General features: G+C 64.3%; 15 protein-coding genes and 1 pseudogene. 5 read left to right on the top strand and 11 right to left on the bottom strand.

The genetic code is table 11. From position 1 onward, the window contains the following. The first annotated feature begins 18 nt into the window (after positions 1 to 18). The 3 genes from IE187_RS08000 to IE187_RS21295 are packed head-to-tail and all read left to right on the top strand — an operon-like array spanning position 19 to position 477. Positions 19 to 213: a BrnT family toxin gene (locus IE187_RS08000; RefSeq protein ID WP_189675810.1), complete on the top strand. Its 195-nt coding sequence runs from the start codon at positions 19 to 21 to the stop codon at positions 211 to 213. Next, positions 173 to 376, top strand: a complete 204-nt coding sequence (locus tag IE187_RS21290; protein WP_229839301.1) for a hypothetical protein — start codon at positions 173 to 175, stop codon at positions 374 to 376. Before IE187_RS08000 ends, IE187_RS21290 begins: the two co-directional genes overlap by 41 nt. After that, positions 373 to 477 carry a BrnA antitoxin family protein gene (locus IE187_RS21295; protein ID WP_229839302.1) on the top strand — a complete coding sequence of 35 codons (105 nt, stop codon included), beginning with the start codon at positions 373 to 375 and terminating at the stop codon, positions 475 to 477. The genes IE187_RS21290 and IE187_RS21295 overlap by 4 nt, the downstream gene beginning before the upstream one ends. Before the next feature lie 103 nt (positions 478 to 580). Here IE187_RS21295 and IE187_RS08010 read toward each other — a convergent pair whose 3' ends face one another. Together IE187_RS08010 and uvrA are read right to left on the bottom strand one after the other, a co-directional pair. Then, on the bottom strand, positions 581 to 1,552 hold the full coding sequence (locus tag IE187_RS08010) for a DUF4062 domain-containing protein (protein ID WP_189675812.1): 972 nt from the start codon (positions 1,550 to 1,552) through the stop codon (positions 581 to 583). A 515-nt stretch (positions 1,553 to 2,067) separates the two neighbouring features. Beyond that, positions 2,068 to 4,965, bottom strand: a complete 2,898-nt coding sequence (uvrA, locus tag IE187_RS08015; protein WP_189675813.1) for an excinuclease ABC subunit UvrA — start codon at positions 4,963 to 4,965, stop codon at positions 2,068 to 2,070. A gap of 100 nt (positions 4,966 to 5,065) precedes the next feature. Between uvrA and IE187_RS08020 the strand changes: the two genes are divergently transcribed. Further along, entirely contained in the window at positions 5,066 to 5,875 is an 810-nt protein-coding gene (locus IE187_RS08020) for an energy transducer TonB (RefSeq protein ID WP_189675814.1), read from the top strand. A gap of 33 nt (positions 5,876 to 5,908) precedes the next feature. Here the strand turns inward: IE187_RS08020 and IE187_RS08025 are convergent, their stop codons facing one another. Both IE187_RS08025 and IE187_RS08030 read right to left on the bottom strand, forming a co-directional pair. After that, positions 5,909 to 6,538, bottom strand: coding sequence for a trimeric intracellular cation channel family protein (locus IE187_RS08025; RefSeq protein WP_189675815.1), 630 nt, complete (start codon positions 6,536 to 6,538; stop codon positions 5,909 to 5,911). A gap of 70 nt (positions 6,539 to 6,608) precedes the next feature. Further along, a complete protein-coding gene (locus IE187_RS08030; protein ID WP_189675816.1) occupies positions 6,609 to 6,893 on the bottom strand; it encodes a hypothetical protein in 285 nt (94 codons plus the stop codon). A 51-nt stretch (positions 6,894 to 6,944) separates the two neighbouring features. On the opposite strand from IE187_RS08030, the gene IE187_RS08035 reads away from it, so the two are divergent. Continuing rightward, positions 6,945 to 7,667 (top strand): YoaK family protein, encoded by a 723-nt coding sequence (locus tag IE187_RS08035; protein ID WP_229839303.1) that lies wholly within the window; start codon positions 6,945 to 6,947, stop codon positions 7,665 to 7,667. 278 nt (positions 7,668 to 7,945) lie between these two features. Here IE187_RS08035 and lpdA read toward each other — a convergent pair whose 3' ends face one another. The 7 genes and pseudogenes from lpdA to IE187_RS08070 form a co-directional block, all read right to left on the bottom strand. Beyond that, positions 7,946 to 9,352 carry a dihydrolipoyl dehydrogenase gene (gene lpdA / locus IE187_RS08040; protein ID WP_189675817.1) on the bottom strand — a complete coding sequence of 469 codons (1,407 nt, stop codon included), beginning with the start codon at positions 9,350 to 9,352 and terminating at the stop codon, positions 7,946 to 7,948. Between the two features lie 117 nt (positions 9,353 to 9,469). Continuing rightward, positions 9,470 to 10,726 carry a 2-oxoglutarate dehydrogenase complex dihydrolipoyllysine-residue succinyltransferase gene (odhB, locus tag IE187_RS08045; protein WP_189675818.1) on the bottom strand — a complete coding sequence of 419 codons (1,257 nt, stop codon included), beginning with the start codon at positions 10,724 to 10,726 and terminating at the stop codon, positions 9,470 to 9,472. 114 nt (positions 10,727 to 10,840) lie between these two features. Further along, on the bottom strand, positions 10,841 to 13,780 hold the full coding sequence (locus IE187_RS08050; protein WP_189675819.1) for a 2-oxoglutarate dehydrogenase E1 component: 2,940 nt from the start codon (positions 13,778 to 13,780) through the stop codon (positions 10,841 to 10,843). A 106-nt stretch (positions 13,781 to 13,886) separates the two neighbouring features. Next, positions 13,887 to 14,771, bottom strand: a complete 885-nt coding sequence (gene sucD, locus IE187_RS08055; RefSeq protein WP_010183864.1) for a succinate--CoA ligase subunit alpha — start codon at positions 14,769 to 14,771, stop codon at positions 13,887 to 13,889. Positions 14,772 to 14,831: 60 nt separating this feature from the next. Beyond that, a complete protein-coding gene (gene mdh / locus IE187_RS08060) occupies positions 14,832 to 15,794 on the bottom strand; it encodes a malate dehydrogenase (RefSeq protein WP_133186470.1) in 963 nt (320 codons plus the stop codon). A 204-nt stretch (positions 15,795 to 15,998) separates the two neighbouring features. Continuing rightward, entirely contained in the window at positions 15,999 to 17,108 is a 1,110-nt protein-coding gene (gene zapE, locus IE187_RS08065) for a cell division protein ZapE (protein WP_189675820.1), read from the bottom strand. A gap of 194 nt (positions 17,109 to 17,302) precedes the next feature. Continuing rightward, a pseudogene (locus IE187_RS08070) lies at positions 17,303 to 18,047 on the bottom strand (succinate dehydrogenase iron-sulfur subunit). Positions 18,048 to 18,174: the final 127 nt, after the last annotated feature.

Here is an 18,174-nt window from a genome sequence, read left to right on the forward strand (position 1 = left end):
TTCGTCGACGCCGGACAAGTGTTCGACGGGCCGCAGTTCACGCTCGAGGACATCCGCTTCCCCTACCCGGAACGGCGCTATGCGACGTTTGGGCTGATAGAGGATCGCTTGATCGTCCTGGTCTGGGCCGAAGCTGAAGAGCGACGACGCATCATTTCGATGAGGAAGGCGAATGACCGACCAGTCACCAAATCCCGATCCCGCCTGGCTTGATCCAGCCGACGACGCGCCAGAATGGACCGGCGAGATACTCGACACTGCCGAATTCGCAATCGGCGGGACGGTGAGCCGCCCGGCGACGGGCTATCTCGGCCCGAACGGCGTCATGCGCGGCCGCCCGCCCGAGCGCGGCGCGGCGCGGCGAAGCGGCGAGTGACACTGCGGCACGACCCAGACGTAAGCAACCGCTTCCGCGCCGAGGGGCCGGGGTGGCAGGGACGGATGAATGCGGCGCTTAGGAAGGCGGTTGGGTTGTAAATAGCCTCGGTTCACCGTCTGTTGTTAAAAGCACCACGGGGTACTCTTCCGCGAACCTCAATTCATAAGGAGGCGATCTACCGCAGCAAAACTATCCGAGCCGTTAATCGATATCTACATCAGAGCTTGGATCATATGTTACAAAGTCTATTAGCTTATCGCTCCAATCAAGTTCGTCCAATGATTTTAATACACCTTCTTCATCGAATATTATGTTGTGTATTTTTAACAGTGGATGCGGACTTTCAACCGAATCATATTTCTTACTAATCCACTCTTGAACGTCGGGTTCGTCCCACTTTAGCTTATCGACCATAAAGAATTGCCGAGATCTAAGCCAGTCCTGCATTTCTTGGTTAGTCGAGAAGAACACCCTATACTTTACATTTAGCAATTTCTTTAGTCTCGAAAAGGCTGGGTGCTGCAATGCAACTAGCGAACTAACCGTGGGCGAGCTATCGGCATTTTTAGAAGAAATTTCGTCGATAATCTGGCGTAAGGTTGTCAATCCTTGGGACAGCTCTTGAGCTATTGTGACTTGGCCGGATATTCCAGACTCCTGCAATAACCTTTGAAACAATCCTGACCACTGCTCTTTCAATATCGTAATAATCGATTCAGAATCATCGAATGAGAAGATAGCATTATTAAACGGAAGATCATATAGGTCCTCGATGAATTGATATATAGCAACATTGTCTACGTGAGCCCAGCTTATTTGAGCATTTTTGTTTTTCCTGTATGTATTAAATTCAGATAAAACGTTTCTATCTACAAATATATATACTTGCTTGCCAAGTTCTAAAGCAGTTCTCAACTCATTTTGACTAATAGACCCATTCCCATCCGAGGACGTCGAACCGAATCGACCACCGATTATAGATACTACGATATCACAACTTCGTATTTCATCGTAGCAATACATATCTAAGGGGGAAGTTTTGCCATAGGCGATACTCCCAACTTCGTTCAAGGTAACATCATAACCCATGCTTCGGATGAATGCTGATATTGCTACACGCACGTTCTTTAGGTCGTAATAAGTAGAGCTCAAAAATACCCTTGGATGTGCCATTTCCTACCCTCAAAGTGCCTGCATAACGTGAGCTTATAGATGGCGTAGGCGTGGCGCTACAGACCTTAGACGTTGGAACGAACCTTTTCCGACAATTGGGTAAGTGGACCGCTCGTCTCGCAGTTTCTGTTAAAAATCCCGCGATTTAGCTTCGCAGCCATGGTACTCGAGCACAAACGCAGCAGTCAGCATACTTTGTGGAGACGATCAATTAGCCTGCGCCGGAACAGCGAGCCTTTCAATGACACCTGCGCCTATGTTCCCGATACACTTAGGCCAGGCTTGTCCGGGGCGGTTCTCCAACAGCAGCTTGCGATAGCAACCGGCGATGCTTCCTTCCGTCTTGGCCAACTTTTCCGGGGCGACCTGCGCTGACATCTCGCCGCCATTGAAGCCTCCCTTACGCCCACCTTCTAGCACCCAGTCGGTGGTATTGAAGACGTCATGCTTCGCACCCGGTCAGTCGATCATACCCCCGACCTCCTCGACCTGCGACCACCGCAACCCCGTCGCCGTCATGCAGCCGCCGAGTCACGAAGTCCCAACAATGGCGCCAGATACTTCCCAGTAAACGACCCCTTCGCCTTCGCCACCACCTCAGGCGTCCCCTGCGCGACGATCTCGCCGCCCTTCACGCCGCCCTCGGGCCCAAGGTCGAGCACCCAGTCGGCTGTCTTGATGACGTCGAGGTTGTGCTCGATCACCACCACCGTATTCCCCTGCTCGACCAGCTGGTGGAGCACTTCGAGCAGCTTGCGCACGTCCTCGAAATGCAGCCCCGTCGTCGGCTCATCCAGAATATACAGCGTCTGCCCGGTGGCGCGGCGCGACAGTTCCTTGGCGAGCTTGACGCGCTGCGCCTCGCCGCCCGACAGCGTCGTCGCCTGCTGGCCGACCTTGACGTAGCCGAGGCCCACTTCCTGCAGCATCGCCATCTTGTCGCGGATCGGCGGGACCGCCTTGAAGAATTCGACCGCATCCTCGACCGTCATGTCGAGCACGTCGGCGATGCTCTTGCCCTTGAACTTCACCTCGAGCGTCTCGCGATTGTAGCGCTCGCCGTGGCAGACGTCGCACGTCACATAGACGTCGGGGAGGAAGTGCATCTCGATCTTGAGCAGCCCGTCGCCCTGGCACGCCTCGCAGCGGCCGCCCTTGACGTTGAAGCTGAAGCGCCCGGGCTTGTAGCCGCGCGCGAGGCTTTCGGGGAGGCCGGCGAACCAGTCGCGGATCTGGGTGAAGCTGCCGGTATAGGTCGCCGGGTTCGAGCGCGGGGTGCGGCCGATCGGCGACTGGTCGATGTCGATGACCTTGTCGAGATATTGCAGGCCGGTGATCTTGTCGTGCTTGCCCTGGACGATGCGCGCGCCGTTGAGCGTGCGCGAGGCGGCGGCGAACAGCGTGTCGATCGTGAAGCTCGACTTGCCCGACCCCGAGACGCCGGTGATGCAGGTGAAGGTGCCGAGCGGCAGGCTTGCGGTGACGCCCTTGAGGTTGTTGGCGGTGGCGTTGTGGACGGTGATCTTCTTGCCGTTGCCTTTGCGCCGAGTCTTGGGGACGGCGACTTCGCGCCTCCCTGAGAGATAATCGGCGGTGATGCTGTTCTCGTTGGCGAGGACTTCCTCGAAGGTCCCTTGCGCGACGATATGGCCGCCATGGACGCCGGCGCCCGGCCCCATGTCGATGACATAGTCGGCGGTGCGGATCGCGTCCTCGTCATGCTCGACGACGAGCACGGTGTTGCCGAGATCGCGGAGCCTGCGAAGGGTCTTGAGCAGCATGTCGTTGTCGCGCTGGTGCAGGCCGATCGAGGGCTCGTCGAGCACGTAGAGTACGCCCGACAGGCCGCTGCCGATCTGCGACGCAAGACGGATGCGCTGCGATTCGCCGCCGGACAGCGTGCCGGAGGTGCGGTCGAGGTTGAGGTAATCGAGCCCGACATTGTTGAGGAAGCCGATCCGCTCGAGGATCTCCTTGAGGATGCGCTCGGCAATCGCATTCTGCTGGTCGCCGAGCTGGCTCGGGACCTGCTCGAACCAGGCGAGCGCGTCGACCACTGACAGGCGCGTGACGCTCGAAATGTCGCGCATGCCGATCTTGACGGCGAGCGCCTCGGGCTTGAGGCGCGCGCCCTTGCAGACTTCGCACGCGGCGGAGGATTGGTATTTGCTCAGCTCCTCGCGCATCCACGCGCTCTCGGTCGAGAGCATGCGGCGGTTGAGGTTGCCGATGACGCCCTCGAACGGCTTCTTGACGTCGTACGACTTTTTGCCGTCGATGAAGGTCAGCGTGACCGCCTTGCCCTTGGTGCCGTAGAGAATCGTGTCGCGGGCGGTTTCGGGCAGGTCTTCCCACGGCGTGTCGAGCTCGAACTTGAACTCGCGCGCGAGGCTGCCGAGCACCTGCATGTAGTACGGGCTCGGCGGGTTGGACTTGGCCCAGGGCACGACCGCGCCCTTCTTGATGCTGAGCGCATGGTTGGGGACGACGAGCTCCTCGTCGAACAGCATCTTCTCGCCGAGGCCATCGCACGCCGGGCACGCGCCCTGCGGCGCGTTGAACGAGAAGAGCCGCGGCTCGATCTCGGCGATGGTGAAGCCCGAGACCGGGCAGGCGAACTTCTCGCTGAACACGATGCGGCCGGGGGGCGCGTTGTCGCCGAGCACTTCGTTCTTGGGGGTGTGCGGCTCGACCGGGTCGGCCGGGTCGACATAGGCGAGCCCGTCGGCGAGCTTCAGCGCGGCCTCGAAGCTTTCCGCCAGACGCGTCGCGATGTCGGGGCCGATGACGAGGCGGTCGACCACGACCTCGAGGTCATGCTTGTACTTCTTGTCGATCGCGGGGGCTTCGTCGATCTCGTGGATCTCGCCATCGATGCGGACGCGGGTGAAGCCCGCCTTCTGCCACTCGAGCAGTTCCTTCTTATACTCGCCCTTGCGGCCGCGCACGACGGGGGCGAGCAGGTACAGCCGCGTGCCCTCGGGAAGCGCCATCACGCGGTCGACCATCTGGCTGACGGTCTGCGCGGCGATCGGCTCGCCGGTCGCGGGGGAGTATGGAATGCCGACGCGCGCCCACAGCAGGCGCATGTAATCGTAGATCTCGGTGACGGTCGCGACGGTCGAGCGCGGGTTGCGGCTGGTGGTCTTCTGCTCGATCGAGATCGCGGGGCTGAGGCCCTCGATATGATCGACGTCGGGCTTCTGCATCAGCTCGAGGAACTGCCGCGCATAGGCGCTGAGCGACTCTACGTACCGTCGTTGACCCTCGGCGTAGATCGTGTCGAAGGCGAGGCTCGACTTACCGCTGCCCGACAGCCCGGTGATGACCGTCAGCGTATCGCGCGGGATATCGACCGAGACGTCCTTGAGATTGTGCTCGCGCGCGCCGCGCACGGAAATATGAGTCAGCATGGGAGCGGTTTGTTCCAGATTTGTTCGGATGGCGCAAGCGACCGGTTGCAGGGGCGAGATGGGGCGTTAAACTCGCAACGACAAGGTTTGGGGGCAAGCGATGAAGACGATGCTGATTGCGGCGCTGCTCGCGCTCGCGGGGCCCGCGCCCGCCGACGTGCCATTGCAGCCGACCGGCAAATGGACCGTCGAATATGCCGATGCGGCGTGCATCCTGTCACGCGACTATGGTCCAAGCAATGCGCGAATGGCGCTCGGCATCAATCCTTCGCCGCTTGCTTCAGGCCTCGAAGTCGTAACCGTCACGCCAGGCGCGAAGACGACGCGATACCGTCCGATGAAAGGCACGCTCACGCTCCAACCGTCGGGCCGGACGATCGACAGCGATATCTCGGTTTACGAGATCAAGGAGAAGAACCAGACCATTACGACCCTCACGACCGAGGGGGATGTGGCAACCGAAATCCTGCGCTCGTCATCCTTGTCCGTCACCTTGGCGAATGGATCGCGTACTGCGTTTGCCATACCGGGGATGTCGGGGGCAGCGGGTGCGCTAAAGGCATGCCAGGACGATCTGCTTCACCAGTGGGGGATCGACCCGGCAGAGCGCGATTTGCCGTCGCTGGCGAACGGTAGTGCATCGCCTGCACAGTGGATCACAAATGACGATTATCCCTCATCGGCCGTGGGGGCTGGAATACAGGGTACTTCGACCATCGTCTGGACCATACGGACCGACGGCAAGGTCGGCGATTGTCGGGTCGTCCAGTCGAGCGGATCAAAAGCGTTGGACGACGCGTCCTGCGGCGCGATCAGCAAGCGCGGCCGGTATCAGCCCCCGCTCGGGGTCGATGGAACGCCACAGGTGCGGCACGCCATGCGCAAAATTGTCTGGCGCCTGCCGTATTAGAGTTAGGCGCCGCTCGGGCGCCTCGAAAATCCGTCAGATCTTGCCATAGGCCGGCAACGCCAGCCGCCACCTGATGGCCGCAGCCCGCAGGGCAAAACCGCACGCAGCGGCGATCGGCGCGGCGAGGCTTGGCGCGACGCCCGCGCTCACCAGAACGACATACGACCCCGACGCCAGCGCCGCCGCGGTCACATACAATTCCGGCCGCATCAAGATCGACGGCTCGCCCGCGAGCACGTCGCGGATGACGCCGCCGATGCACGCCGTCACCACGCCCATCAGCGCCGCCGGCACCGGCGGGATGCCGAATGCGAGCGCCTTCGCCGCGCCGAACACGGCATAGGCGGCCAGGCCTACCGCATCGAGCCAGTCGAGCGCAGTGCCCTTCCACCAGCGCTCGGGCGTCGTCCACACCAGCACCGCGACCGCAAGGCAGATCCCCGCGACGAAGCGATCATGCACCCAGAAGACCGGCGCGCCGATCAGCAGGTCGCGCACCGATCCGCCGCCGACCCCGGTAATCAGCGCGAAGAAGGTGGCGGTGACAAGCGTCTGGCGATGCCGGATTGCGGCGAGCGCACCGGTGATCGCGAACACGGCGATCCCGAACAGATCGAGCCAGGGCAGCGCAGAGCCGAATTGCCAGGGAAATTGCGAGGGCATCGCAGCGCTCTACCCGCGCAAGGCGCGCGAGGGAATGCGGCGCGCGACACCGGGTCGCGCGCCGCAGCGATCAGCGGACGGCCGCCGCTTCGTTGGCGACGACTTCGCCGCGCTGTTCGGGCGTCATCGCGCTTGCGTTGACATCGGCGGCGCGGATCGCGTCGGCGCGTTCGTCGCCGGTCTTGCGCTCCTGCTTGGCCTGCTCCTCGAGGTCCTTGGCGTTGGCCTCCATCGCGTCGGCGCGGTTGTCGGCAGCCTTCTCGACTTGCTTGGCGAGCTTGCCGTCGCCATTGCCGCCGCATGCGGCGAGCGGGAGTGCGACCAGCGCCAGCGCCGCGATCATCGTCTTCTTCATGTGAAACCCCTGTTGGACACGTACCGTGATGGTACGCGCGGGAAAACCGCCGTGCGCGCGGATCGTTCCGCCTGCGCAGCGAGCGCGACGCTGGCATCGGCGCGGGGCATCGGGCATGATCGCGCGATGCGACGGTATCAGCGCTCCACCCTCCTCTTTGCAGCGTGCCTCACCGGGTTGGCGGGGTTCGTCGATGCGCTCGCCTATTCGAGCATGGGCGGCTTCTTCGCTTCGTTCATGAGCGGCAACACGACGCGGCTCGGCGTGTCGCTGGCAACCGGCGCGACGCACGATGCGCGGATCGGGGCGGGGTTGATCTTGAGCTTCGTCAGCGGCGTGGTGGCGGCGGCGATCATCGGACGTTCGCGGCCACACCATCAGCGCGTCGCGGTGATGGCGCTGGTCACGCTGCTGCTCGGCGGCGCGGCGCTGTTTGCGCCATATCATCCGGTCATCGTGCCGCTGCTGCTGCTGGCGACCGCGATGGGGGCGGAGAACGGCGTGTTCACGCGCGATGGCGAGGTCAGCATCGGGCTGACCTACATGACCGGCGCGCTGGTGCGGATCGGCCAGGGGCTCGCCGCCGCGCTGATGGGCGAAGGACCACGCTGGGACTGGGCGCGCTATCTTGGGTTGTGGCTGGGGTTCGGCGCGGGGGTGATCACGGGCGCGCGGTGTTATGCGGCGTACGGGACCGGCGCGCTGTGGATCGCGGCGGGGGCGGCGGCGGTGCTGACGGTTGGGGCGCGGGCTACGCAGCGCGATACGGCGTAAGGGCGCGGGCCGACCGAGCAGATGCAACCGAGCCGTTCCCCGGCGAAGGCCGGGGCCCAGTCGTGCTGGAGGCGACGATCGCGCGACACCGCTCGCTTACCTCCGCCCTTGCTACTGGGCCCCGGCCTTCGCCGGGGAACGGGGGTGTGGCCGGTTGGCTTCCTAGTTGGCAGCGGCGTGGCAAAGCCACGCCGTCGGTCGGCGCTTTGGGCGCCGCCGGCCGGTCTGATCGCGGCGGGGCCGCGCCGTAGCTTTGCTACGGCTTGGCGCGATCAGCCTCAGACGTGGATCGCCTTCCCTCTCACCGCCATCGCCGCTTCCTTGATCGCCTCGCTATGCGTCGGATGCGCATGGCAGGTGTAGGCGATGTCCTCGCTCGTCGCGCCCATCTCCATGCCGAGCGCAGCCTCGGCGATCATCGTGCCCGCAGGCACCGCGATCGCCCAGACGCCGAGCACGCGGTCGGACTTGGCATCGGCGATGATCTTCACGAAGCCGTCGGGATCATGATTGGTCTTGGCGCGGCTGTTGCCCGCCATCGGGAACTTGCCGACCTTGATCTCGCCGCCGTTCTTGGTCGCCTGCTCGCGCGCGACTTCCTCGGTGAGGCCGACGCCGGCGATCTCGGGCCAAGTGTAGACCACGCTCGGGATCACCGCGTGGTTCACGATGCCGGTGTGGCCCGCGATGTTCTCGGCGACCGCAATGCCCTCGTCCTCGGCCTTGTGCGCGAGCATCGGGCCCGGAATCACGTCGCCGATCGCCCATACGCCGGGGACGCTCGTCTGGAAGCGGTGATCGGTGTCGATCTGGCCGCGCGGGTTGGTCGAGAGACCCGCGTTCTCGAGCGCGAGGCCGTCGGTGTTGGGACGGCGGCCGATCGAGACGAGCACGCAATCCGCTTCGATCGTCTCGGCTGGGCCGCCGGCCGACGGCTCGACCGTCAGTGTCGCCTTGTCGCCGTTGACGGTGACGCCGGTGACCTTGGTCGAGAGCTTGAATTCGATGCCCTGCTTCTTGAAGACCTTGTTCGATTCCTTGCGGATATCGCCGTCGAAGCCGGGAAGGATCTGGTCGAGATACTCGACGCAGGTGACGCGCGCGCCGAGCCGGCGCCACACGCTGCCGAGCTCGAGCCCGATCACGCCGCCGCCGATCACGACCATATGCTCGGGCACCTTGTCGAGCTCGAGCGCGCCGGTCGAATCGACGATGATCTTCTGGTCAACGGTGACGCCGGGGAGCGGGGTGACCGACGAGCCCGTCGCGATGACGATGTCCTTGGCGGTGACGGTCTGCTCGCCGACCTGGACGGTATGCGCGTCGACGAACGCGCCGCGGCCCTTGAGCCAGGTGACCTTGTTCTTCTTGAACAGGAAGGCGATGCCGCCGGTCAGCTGGTTGACCGCGTCGAGCCGCTGCGCGTGCATCTGCGGAAGGTCGAGCTCGGGCGTGACCTTGATGCCGAGCTTGGCCATCGTGCCGTTGGCGGCGGCGTCGAAATACTCGCTCGCGTGGAGCAGCGCCTTCGACGGGATGCAGCCGACGTTGAGGCAGGTGCCGCCTAACGTCTCGCGCGATTCGACGCAGGCAGTGCGCAGGCCGAGCTGGGCGGCGCGGATCGCCGCGACGTAGCCGCCGGGGCCCGAGCCGATGATGAGAACGTCGTAATCGTAGTCAGCCATGTGTCACTCCGTTCGCCCCGAGCTTGCCGAGGGGCTGCCTTCTCTTCCGTCCGACAGACAAGGACAGTGCTTCGACAAGCTCAGCACGAACGGAATATGGGTAGATGCGATCCGATATTACAGGTCGATCAGGATCCGCGTCGGATCTTCGATCGCATTCTTGAGCGCGACGAGGAACGTCACCGCTTCGCGACCGTCGATCAGGCGGTGATCGTAGCTCAAAGCGAGGTACATCATCGGGCGGATCACGATCTGGCCGTTGACGACGACCGCGCGGTCCTCGATGCGGTGCAGGCCAAGCACGGCGGCCTGCGGCGGGTTGATGATCGGGGTCGACATCAGCGAGCCGAACACGCCGCCGTTCGAGATGGTGAAGGTACCGCCCTTCATCTCGTCCATCTTGAGCGTGCCGTCCTTGGCGCGCTTGCCGAAATCGCCGATCGTCTTCTCGACCTGCGCGACCGACATCTGATCGGCATCGCGCACCACCGGCACGACGAGCCCGCCCGGCGACGACACCGCGACCGAGATGTCGGCATAATCGTGATAGACGATCTCATCGCCCTCGATCGAAGCGTTGACGCTGGGGATGTCCTTGAGCGCGAGGCACGCCGCCTTCACGAAGAAGCCCATAAAGCCGAGGCGGACGCCGTGCTTCTTCTCGAACAGATCCTTGTACTTCGCGCGCGCCTCGATGACCGCGGTCATGTCGACGTCGTTGAAGGTCGTCAGCAGCGCTGCCGTGTTCTGCGCTTCCTTGAGGCGCTTGGCGATCGTCTGGCGCAGGCGCGTCATGCGGACGCGCTCTTCCTTGCGACCGGTCGAGGCAGCAACCGAAGCCGAGACCGGCGGCGCGGCGGCGGGTGCCGGGGCGGGCGCCGGGGTCGAGGCGGCAGCGGCGGCGACGTCGTCCTTGGTCAGGCGGCCATCCTTGCCGGTGCCCTTGACGGTCGCGGGGTCGACTCCGTGCTCGAGCACCGCGCGGCGGACCGACGGCGAAAGCGCGGCGGGGGTGTCGCGCGGGTCGGAGGCAGGCGCCTGCTGGCCGGCGGTCGCGGCGGGCGATGCCTGGGCCTCAGCCGCGGGCGACTGGAGCACGGCGGGCTGCGGCGCGGCAGCGGTGGCGGGCGCGCCCTCGCCTGCGTCGATCGTCGCGATCATGGCGCCGACCAAGACGGTGTCACCGACCTGCACCGCGTGCTGGCCCATCACGCCGGCGACGGGCGACGGGACTTCGACCGAGACCTTGTCGGTCTCGAGGCTGGCGATCGGCTCGTCGACCGCGACCTTGTCGCCGGGCTGCTTGAGCCATTCGCCGAGCGTCGCTTCGGTGATCGATTCACCGAGTACCGGTACTGTGACTTCGGTTGCCATATCAGCCTCTTTTCTCTTCCCCGGCGAAGGCCGGGGCCCAGGTGCGCAACGCTTGCCGATCAAGCGCTGCGCGAAATTACGAAGGCCCGGCTGCTCGCGCAGCCGGGGTAACGATCAAACCTTGCGCGTCCGGCGAATTTCCTCGCGAACGCTGTGGCCGAGTGCGTCGGCGACGAGCGCCGCCTGCTCGGTCTGGTGGCGCTTCATCAGGCCCGTCGCCGGCGAGGCCGAGGCCGCACGCCCGGCATAGCGCGCACGCTGCACCGTGCCGCCCGCTTCGATCAGGCATTCCTCGATGAACGGATCGACGAAGGTCCACGCGCCGTTGTTCTTCGGCTCTTCCTGCGCCCACACCACCGTCTCGAGGTTGGGCATGCGCTTCAGGCGCTCGACCAGCGGCTCACCCGGGAAGGGGTAGAGCTGCTCGACGCGGACGATCGCCGTGTTCTGGTCGCCCGCGGCATCGCGCGCTTCCATCAAATCGTACGCAACCTTGCCGGTGCAGAGCACGAGGCGCTTCACGTCCACATCGGCGGGCGCCGAAGGGTCGCTCAGCATCCGCTGGAAGTGGCTGTCGCCGATGAAGTCCGCGGTCTTCGACACGGCCAGCTTGTGCCGCAGCAGCGACTTGGGTGTGAAGATGATCAAGGGCTTGCGGAACGAGCGGTGCATCTGCCGGCGCAGCAGGTGGAAGTAATTGGCCGGCGTGGTGCAGTTGGCGACCTGGATATTGTCCTGCGCGCAGAGCTGCAGGAAGCGCTCGACGCGGGCGGACGAATGCTCCGGCCCCTGTCCTTCATAGCCATGCGGCAGCAGCATCACGAGGCCGTTGGCGCGCAGCCACTTGGCCTCGCCGCTCGCGATGAACTGATCGATCATGATCTGTGCGCCGTTCATGAAGTCGCCGAACTGCGCCTCCCACAGGACCAGCGTCTTGGGATCGGCGAGCGCATAGCCGTACTCGAACCCGAGCACGCCGTACTCGCTCAGCGGCGAGTCGAGCACTTCGAAGCGGCCATGCTCGACCGTCGAGAGCGGGCGATACTTGTCCTCGTTGGTCTGATCGACCCACACCGCATGGCGCTGCGAGAAAGTGCCGCGGCCCGAATCCTGGCCCGACAGGCGGACGCCATAGCCTTCAGAGAGCAGCGAGCCGAACGCGAGCGCTTCGCCGGTCGCCCAGTCGAAATTCTCGCCGGTCTTGAACATCGCCCGCTTGGCGTCGAGCACGCGGTTGAGCGTCTTGTGGACGGTCAGCCCCTCGGGGATCGTCGTCAGCGTACGGCCGAGCGAGTCGAACAGCTTCTGCTCGATGCCCGTCTCGACGTTGCGGCGCGCGCTTTCCGAATCGGCGGGCGAGTGCAGCCCCGACCAGCGACCGGCGAACCAGTCGGCCTTGTTGGGCTTGTACGTCGCGCCAGCCTCGAACTCGCCTTCGAGCAGCGTCGTGAACTGCGCGATATTGGCGTCGATCCACGCGCGGTCGATCACCTTCTGCTCGATCAGCTTGGCGCCATAGATTTCGCTGACCGGCTGATGCTTGCGGATCACGTCGTACATCAAAGGCTGGGTGAAGGACGGCTCGTCGCCCTCGTTGTGGCCGTTGCGGCGATAGCACCACATGTCGATCACCACGTCGCGGTGGAACTTCTGGCGATATTCGATCGCCATCTTGGTGGCGAAGGTCACCGCCTCGGGATCGTCGCCGTTGACGTGGAAGATCGGCGCCTGGACGCCCTTGGCGACGTCCGACGGGTATGGCGACGAACGCGCGAACTGCGGCGACGTCGTGAAGCCGACCTGGTTGTTGATGATGAAGTGGACGCAGCCGCCGGTGTTGTAGCCGCGGATGCCGGAGAAGCCGAGGCACTCCCAGACGATCCCCTGTCCCGCGAACGCCGCGTCGCCGTGGATGAGGACGGGGAGCGATGCCTTGTGCTCGTCGAGATCGCCCGCGATCGTCTGGATCGCGCGCGTCTTGCCGAGCACGACCGGGTCTTCCGCCTCGAGGTGCGACGGGTTGGCGACCAGCGACATATGGACGCTGATCCCGTCGAACTCGCGGTCGGTCGAGGTGCCGAGGTGGTACTTCACGTCGCCCGAACCCGCGACGTCGTCGGGATTGTCCGACCCGCCGCCGAATTCGTGGAAGATGATGCGGAACGGCTTGGCCATCACGTTGGTGAGGACGTTCAAGCGGCCGCGATGCGCCATGCCGAAGACGATATCGTTGATGCCGAGCGCGCCACCATATTTGATGACCGACTCGAGCGCCGGGATCATGCTTTCGCCGCCATCGAGGCCGAAGCGCTTGGTGCCGACATACTTCTTGCCGCAGAAGCGTTCCCACTGCTCGGCTTCGATCACCTTGTTGAGGATCGCCTTCTTGCCGAGGTCGGTGAACTCGATCGCCTTGTCCTTGCCTTCCATGCGGTCCTGCAGGAAGCGACGCTCTTCAACGTCGGCGATGTGCATGTATTCGAGGCCGACATTGCCGCAATAGTTGGTGCGCAGCGTGTCGACGAGCTCGCGGATCGTCGCCCATTCGAGCCCCATCGCGCCGCCGAGATAGACCTTGCGGTCGATATCGGCGTCGGAGAAGCCGTGATATTCGGTCTTCAGATCATCGGGCATGTCGCGCGTCGACAGACCGAGCGGATCGAGATTGGCGGCGAGATGGCCGCGCACGCGGTAGGTGCGGATCAGCATCATCGCGCGGATCGAATCGCTCGCGGCGCGCAGGATCGCGTCCTGCGAGGGCGCCGGGACAGCCGCCGCGGCGGGAGCTGGCTTGGCGCCACCGCGCGCGGGCTTGGGCGCGGGCTCCATCTGGGTCGGGTCGAGCGCCGAGGTGAGATCGTCGGTCGAGGAGAGCGGCCAGTTCGCCTGCTGCCACGAAGCGCCTTCGGTCGAGCCTTCGAGGCCTTCGAACCAGGAGCGCCACGACGGCTCGACGCTGTCGGGCGACGCCTTGAACCGCGCGTAGAGCGACTCGATGAAGGCGGGGCTTACGCTGCCCGCAACATCCGCGAAATCCTGGCCTTCAATGCCCATATCGAGTCCTCGTCACCCCGGCGTAGGCCGGGGTCGCTGTGTTTGGGGCAACCGCTGCGCAACAGTAACGCAGCGGCCCCGGCCTTCGCCGGGGCGACGCCCGAGATTAACCGTTCAGCACTGCCAGCAAGGTCGTGCCCAGTTCCGAGGGGCTGTCCGCAACGCGGATACCCGCCGCTTCCATCGCCGCGATCTTGTCCTCGGCGCCGCCCTGGCCGCCCGAGACGATCGCCCCGGCATGGCCCATGCGACGACCCGGAGGCGCCGTGCGGCCCGCGATGAAGCCGGCCATCGGCTTGCTGCGACCGCGCTTGGCTTCGTCACGCAGGAACTGCGCGGCTTCCTCTTCGGCCGAACCGCCGATTTCGCCGATCATGATGATCGACTTGGTCTCGTCGTCGGCGAGGAACAGCTCGAGCACGTCGATGAAGTTCGTGCCGTTCACCGGATCGCCACCGATGCCGACCGCGGTCGTCTGGCCAAGGCCAGCGTTCGACGTCTGGAACACCGCCTCATAGGTGAGCGTGCCTGAACGGCTGACAACGCCGACCGAGCCCTTGCGGAAGATGCTGCCGGGCATGATGCCGATCTTGCACTCGCCCGGCGTCAGCACGCCCGGGCAGTTCGGGCCGATCAGCCGCGACTTCGAACCCGACAGCGCGCGCTTGACGCGAACCATGTCGAGCACCGGAATCCCTTCCGTGATCGTGACGATCAGCGGAACCTGCGCGTCGATCGCCTCGAGGATCGAATCGGCCGCGAAGGGGGGCGGAACGTAGATCACGGACGCGGTCGCGCCGGTCTTGGCGACAGCCTCGGCGACGGTGTCGTACACCGGCAGGTCGAGGTGGGTGGTGCCGCCCTTGCCGGGCGTCACGCCGCCAACCATCTGCGTGCCGTATTCGAGCGCCGCCTTGGTGTGGAAGCTGCCGGTCTCACCGGTCATGCCCTGGGTGATGACCTTGGTGTTCTTGTCGACGAGAATGCTCATGCAGCGTTCTTCCTGTTGGGAGAAAGCGGTGGTGCGATCAGCGCACCACCGGCAGAAAAATCAGTTGAGCGACCCGTCGATCGCCTTGCACGCGACCAGCAGTTCCTTGACCGCGTCGACCGAGACCGAGAGGTTGCCCTTGGCTTCGTCGTCGAGTGCGATCTCGACGATCTGCTCGACGCCGCCCGCACCGATCACCACCGGAACGCCGACATAGAGATTGTCGATGCCGTACTGGCCGGTGAGGTGCGCCGCTGCCGGGAGGACGCGCTTCTGGTCGTAGAGATAGGCTTCGGCCATCGCGATACCGCTGGTGGCGGGCGCATAATAAGCCGAACCGGTCTTGAGCAAAGCGACGATCTCGCCGCCGCCGCCGCGCGTGCGCTTGACGATCGCGTCGATCTTCTCCTGGGTCGAACGGCCCATCGCGATCAGATCGGGGACCGGGATGCCCGAGACGGTCGAATACTGGATGACCGGGACCATCGTGTCGCCGTGGCCGCCAAGCACGAAGCTGGTGACGTCCTTGACCGAAACCTCGAATTCCTCGGCGAGGAAGTGGCTGAAGCGCGCCGAGTCGAGCACGCCGGCCATGCCGACCACCATGTGATGCGGCAGCCCCGAGAATTCGCGCAGCGCCCACACCATCGCGTCGAGCGGGTTGGTGATGCAGATGACGAACGCGTCGGGGGCGTTGGCAGCGATGCCCTCGCCGACGGCCTTCATGACCTTGAGGTTGATACCGAGCAGATCGTCGCGGCTCATGCCGGGCTTGCGCGCGACACCAGCGGTGACGATAATCACGTCGGCGCCGGCGATGTCCTTGTAATCGTTGGTGCCGGTGACCTTGGCGTCGAAGCCCTCGACCGGCGAGCACTGGCTGAGATCGAGCGCCTTGCCCTGCGGGACGCCTTCGACCACGTCGAACAGCACGACGTCGCCCAGACCCTTGAGCGCTGCGAGGTGCGCGAGCGTGCCACCGATGTTACCGGCGCCGATCAGCGCGATCTTCTTGCGAGCCATCTGGGATCCTTCCGACTATCGCCCGCATCCGGGCGTTGTGATTGGGGCCGCGGACGCGCGGCGGGGCAGATGGCGCGCGGCTTAGGCCGGTTTGCGCCTCGGGGCAACCGTAAAGGCGAGTGGGTTAACAAGCAGTATTGCGACTAATTCGCAAGTGCAATTAGGCAGGCTTACACTCTGTACCTAGGATGAACGCGACAGCGCTCAGTCGGTGCCATGGCCTTGCGCGAGATACGCTTCCGAACGCATTTCTTCCAGGCGGCTGATCGTGCGTTCGAACTCGAAGCGGCCATCGCCTGCCTCATACAACTGCGCCGGCTCGGCGTCGGCGGCGGCGAGCAGCTTGACCTTATGTTCGTACAGCGCATCGATCAAAGCGACGAATCGCGCCGCCTCGTTGCGCATATCGGGGCCGAGCTTGGGGATGCCGACGAGGATCACGGTGTGGAAGCGCCGCGCGATCGCGATGTAGTCGGCGGCACCGCGCGCCTCCCCGCAGAGCCGCTTGAAGCTGAAGACCGCGACACCCTTGAGCGCCTTTGGAACGTGGAGCGTGCGGCCCTGGACGATCATCTCTTCGGAGGGAACGTGGGCGCGGTCCTCGACCGGGAAATCGGTGAGGCGGAAAAAGTCGCCCGATAGCGTCGCGGTCGCCTGCGGGCCGTTGGGGACGAGCCAGGTGTCGACCTGCCCCAGGCGATCGCGGCGGTAATCGGTCGGGCCGTTGAGCGCGAGCACGTCGAGCTTTTGCTCGATCAGCGCGATGAACGGCAGGAAATGCTCGCGGTTGAGCCCGTTCTTGTAGAGATCGGCGGGCGGGCGGTTCGAAGTGGTCACCACGGTCACGCCCTCGTCGAGCAAATGCGTGAACAGCCGCGACAGGATCATCGCGTCTGGGCTGTTGGTGACCATCATCTCGTCGAACGCGAGCAGGCGCGTTTCCTCGGCAAAGGTTCTGGCGAGCGGCGGGATCGGGTCGCCGAGTTCCTTGGCACGCTCGGCGGCGAGGCGCTGGTGCACTTCGAGCATGAATTCGGCGAAATGGACGCGGCGCTTGCGGCGGATGTCGAGACTGTCGAAGAACAGGTCCATCAGCATCGACTTGCCGCGCCCCACCCCGCCCCAGATGTAGAGCCCGCGCGGCGGCTCTGGCTTGCGTCCGAGCACGCGCCACAGCGTGGAGCCGCGTTTTGGGGTGGCCTGGAGCGCGGTCGCGAGATCGGCGAGGCGCTGGGCGGCGGCGGCTTGCTCGGGATCGGGTTTCAGCTCGCCCGAAGCGAGGAGCGCGGCGTAGCGCTTGAGGATGTCGGTCATTCCGTAACGCACCTCACATGGATTCCCACGGAGCTGCAGTTACCGCGAGGTGATCCCTCAAATCCTTCTCCCGGTGGGAGAAGCTGGCGCGAAGCGCCGGATGAGGGTGCTGCGCGATATCGCCCGCGTCACCCTCACCCTTCCCACGCCGTTGGCGGAGCCCCTTCCCTCGGCCGGAGGGAGAGGGAGAAAAATCAAACGACGCGTTCGATTTCCATCTTCTTGATCTCGGCGATCGCCTTGGCGGGGTTGAGACCCTTGGGGCAGACGTTCGCGCAGTTCATGATCGTGTGGCAGCGATACAGGCGGAACGGATCCTCGAGCTCGTCCAAACGCTCGCCGGTCATCTCGTCGCGGCTGTCGGCGAGCCAGCGATAGGCTTGCAACAGGATCGCTGGGCCCAGGAACTTGTCCGAATTCCACCAATAGCTCGGGCACGCCGTCCTTCTCGCGCTCGGCCGGCGACTGGAGCCGCTCCTTGCCCGAGGGCGGCGGGGTGACGGTCTGCAGCCACGGCTTGATCGAGCCGTACTGCGCATAGAAGTGCGTGAAATCGGGGACGAGATCCTTGATCACTTCCATGTGCGGCAGCGGGGTGATGCGGATCTCGCCCTTCACGTCCTCGATCGCCTTGGTGCAAGCGAGCGTGTTGGTGCCGTCGATGTTCATCGCGCACGATCCGCAAATGCCCTCGCGGCACGAACGGCGGAAGGTGAGCGACGAATCCTGCTCGGACTTCATCTTGATCAGCGCGTCGAGCACCATCGGGCCGCACGAATCGAGATCGACCTCGAACGTATCGTAATGCGGGTTCTGGCCGGCATCGGGATCGTAGCGATAGATCTTGAAGTTCTTGATCCGAGTCGCGTCCGATGCCGCTTTGTGCACCGTGCCGGTCTTCTTGATCTTCGAATTGGCGGGAAGGGAGAATTCGGCCATCGCTGTCTCGTTTCCGTGATGCGTAGCGCCCAAGAGCGCCGGGTTTGCGACCGCTCGTACACAGAGTGAGCGCGGGCCGCAAACCCTAGCTCTGCATTGCAGCATGCAATTGAAAGAGGGTGGGCAA

It is taken from the genome of Sphingomonas glacialis (genome assembly GCF_014653575.1).
GTDB classification, from domain to species: domain Bacteria; phylum Pseudomonadota; class Alphaproteobacteria; order Sphingomonadales; family Sphingomonadaceae; genus Sphingomonas; species Sphingomonas glacialis.

What these genes read in the sequence shown, in the direction of transcription:
- zapE (WP_189675820.1), bottom strand. Translation starts at nt 17,108, where the DNA reads ATGACCGACATCCTCAAGCGCTACGCCGCGCTCCTCGCTTCGGGCGAG.
- IE187_RS21290 (WP_229839301.1), top strand. Translation starts at nt 173, where the DNA reads ATGACCGACCAGTCACCAAATCCCGATCCCGCCTGGCTTGATCCAGCC.
- sucD (WP_010183864.1), bottom strand. Translation starts at nt 14,771, where the DNA reads ATGAGCATTCTCGTCGACAAGAACACCAAGGTCATCACCCAGGGCATG.
- mdh (WP_133186470.1), bottom strand. Translation starts at nt 15,794, where the DNA reads ATGGCTCGCAAGAAGATCGCGCTGATCGGCGCCGGTAACATCGGTGGC.
- IE187_RS08025 (WP_189675815.1), bottom strand. Translation starts at nt 6,538, where the DNA reads ATGCCCTCGCAATTTCCCTGGCAATTCGGCTCTGCGCTGCCCTGGCTC.
- lpdA (WP_189675817.1), bottom strand. Translation starts at nt 9,352, where the DNA reads ATGGCTGACTACGATTACGACGTTCTCATCATCGGCTCGGGCCCCGGC.
- uvrA (WP_189675813.1), bottom strand. Translation starts at nt 4,965, where the DNA reads ATGCTGACTCATATTTCCGTGCGCGGCGCGCGCGAGCACAATCTCAAG.
- IE187_RS08020 (WP_189675814.1), top strand. Translation starts at nt 5,066, where the DNA reads ATGAAGACGATGCTGATTGCGGCGCTGCTCGCGCTCGCGGGGCCCGCG.
- IE187_RS08030 (WP_189675816.1), bottom strand. Translation starts at nt 6,893, where the DNA reads ATGAAGAAGACGATGATCGCGGCGCTGGCGCTGGTCGCACTCCCGCTC.
- IE187_RS08010 (WP_189675812.1), bottom strand. Translation starts at nt 1,552, where the DNA reads ATGGCACATCCAAGGGTATTTTTGAGCTCTACTTATTACGACCTAAAG.
- IE187_RS08050 (WP_189675819.1), bottom strand. Translation starts at nt 13,780, where the DNA reads ATGGGCATTGAAGGCCAGGATTTCGCGGATGTTGCGGGCAGCGTAAGC.
- odhB (WP_189675818.1), bottom strand. Translation starts at nt 10,726, where the DNA reads ATGGCAACCGAAGTCACAGTACCGGTACTCGGTGAATCGATCACCGAA.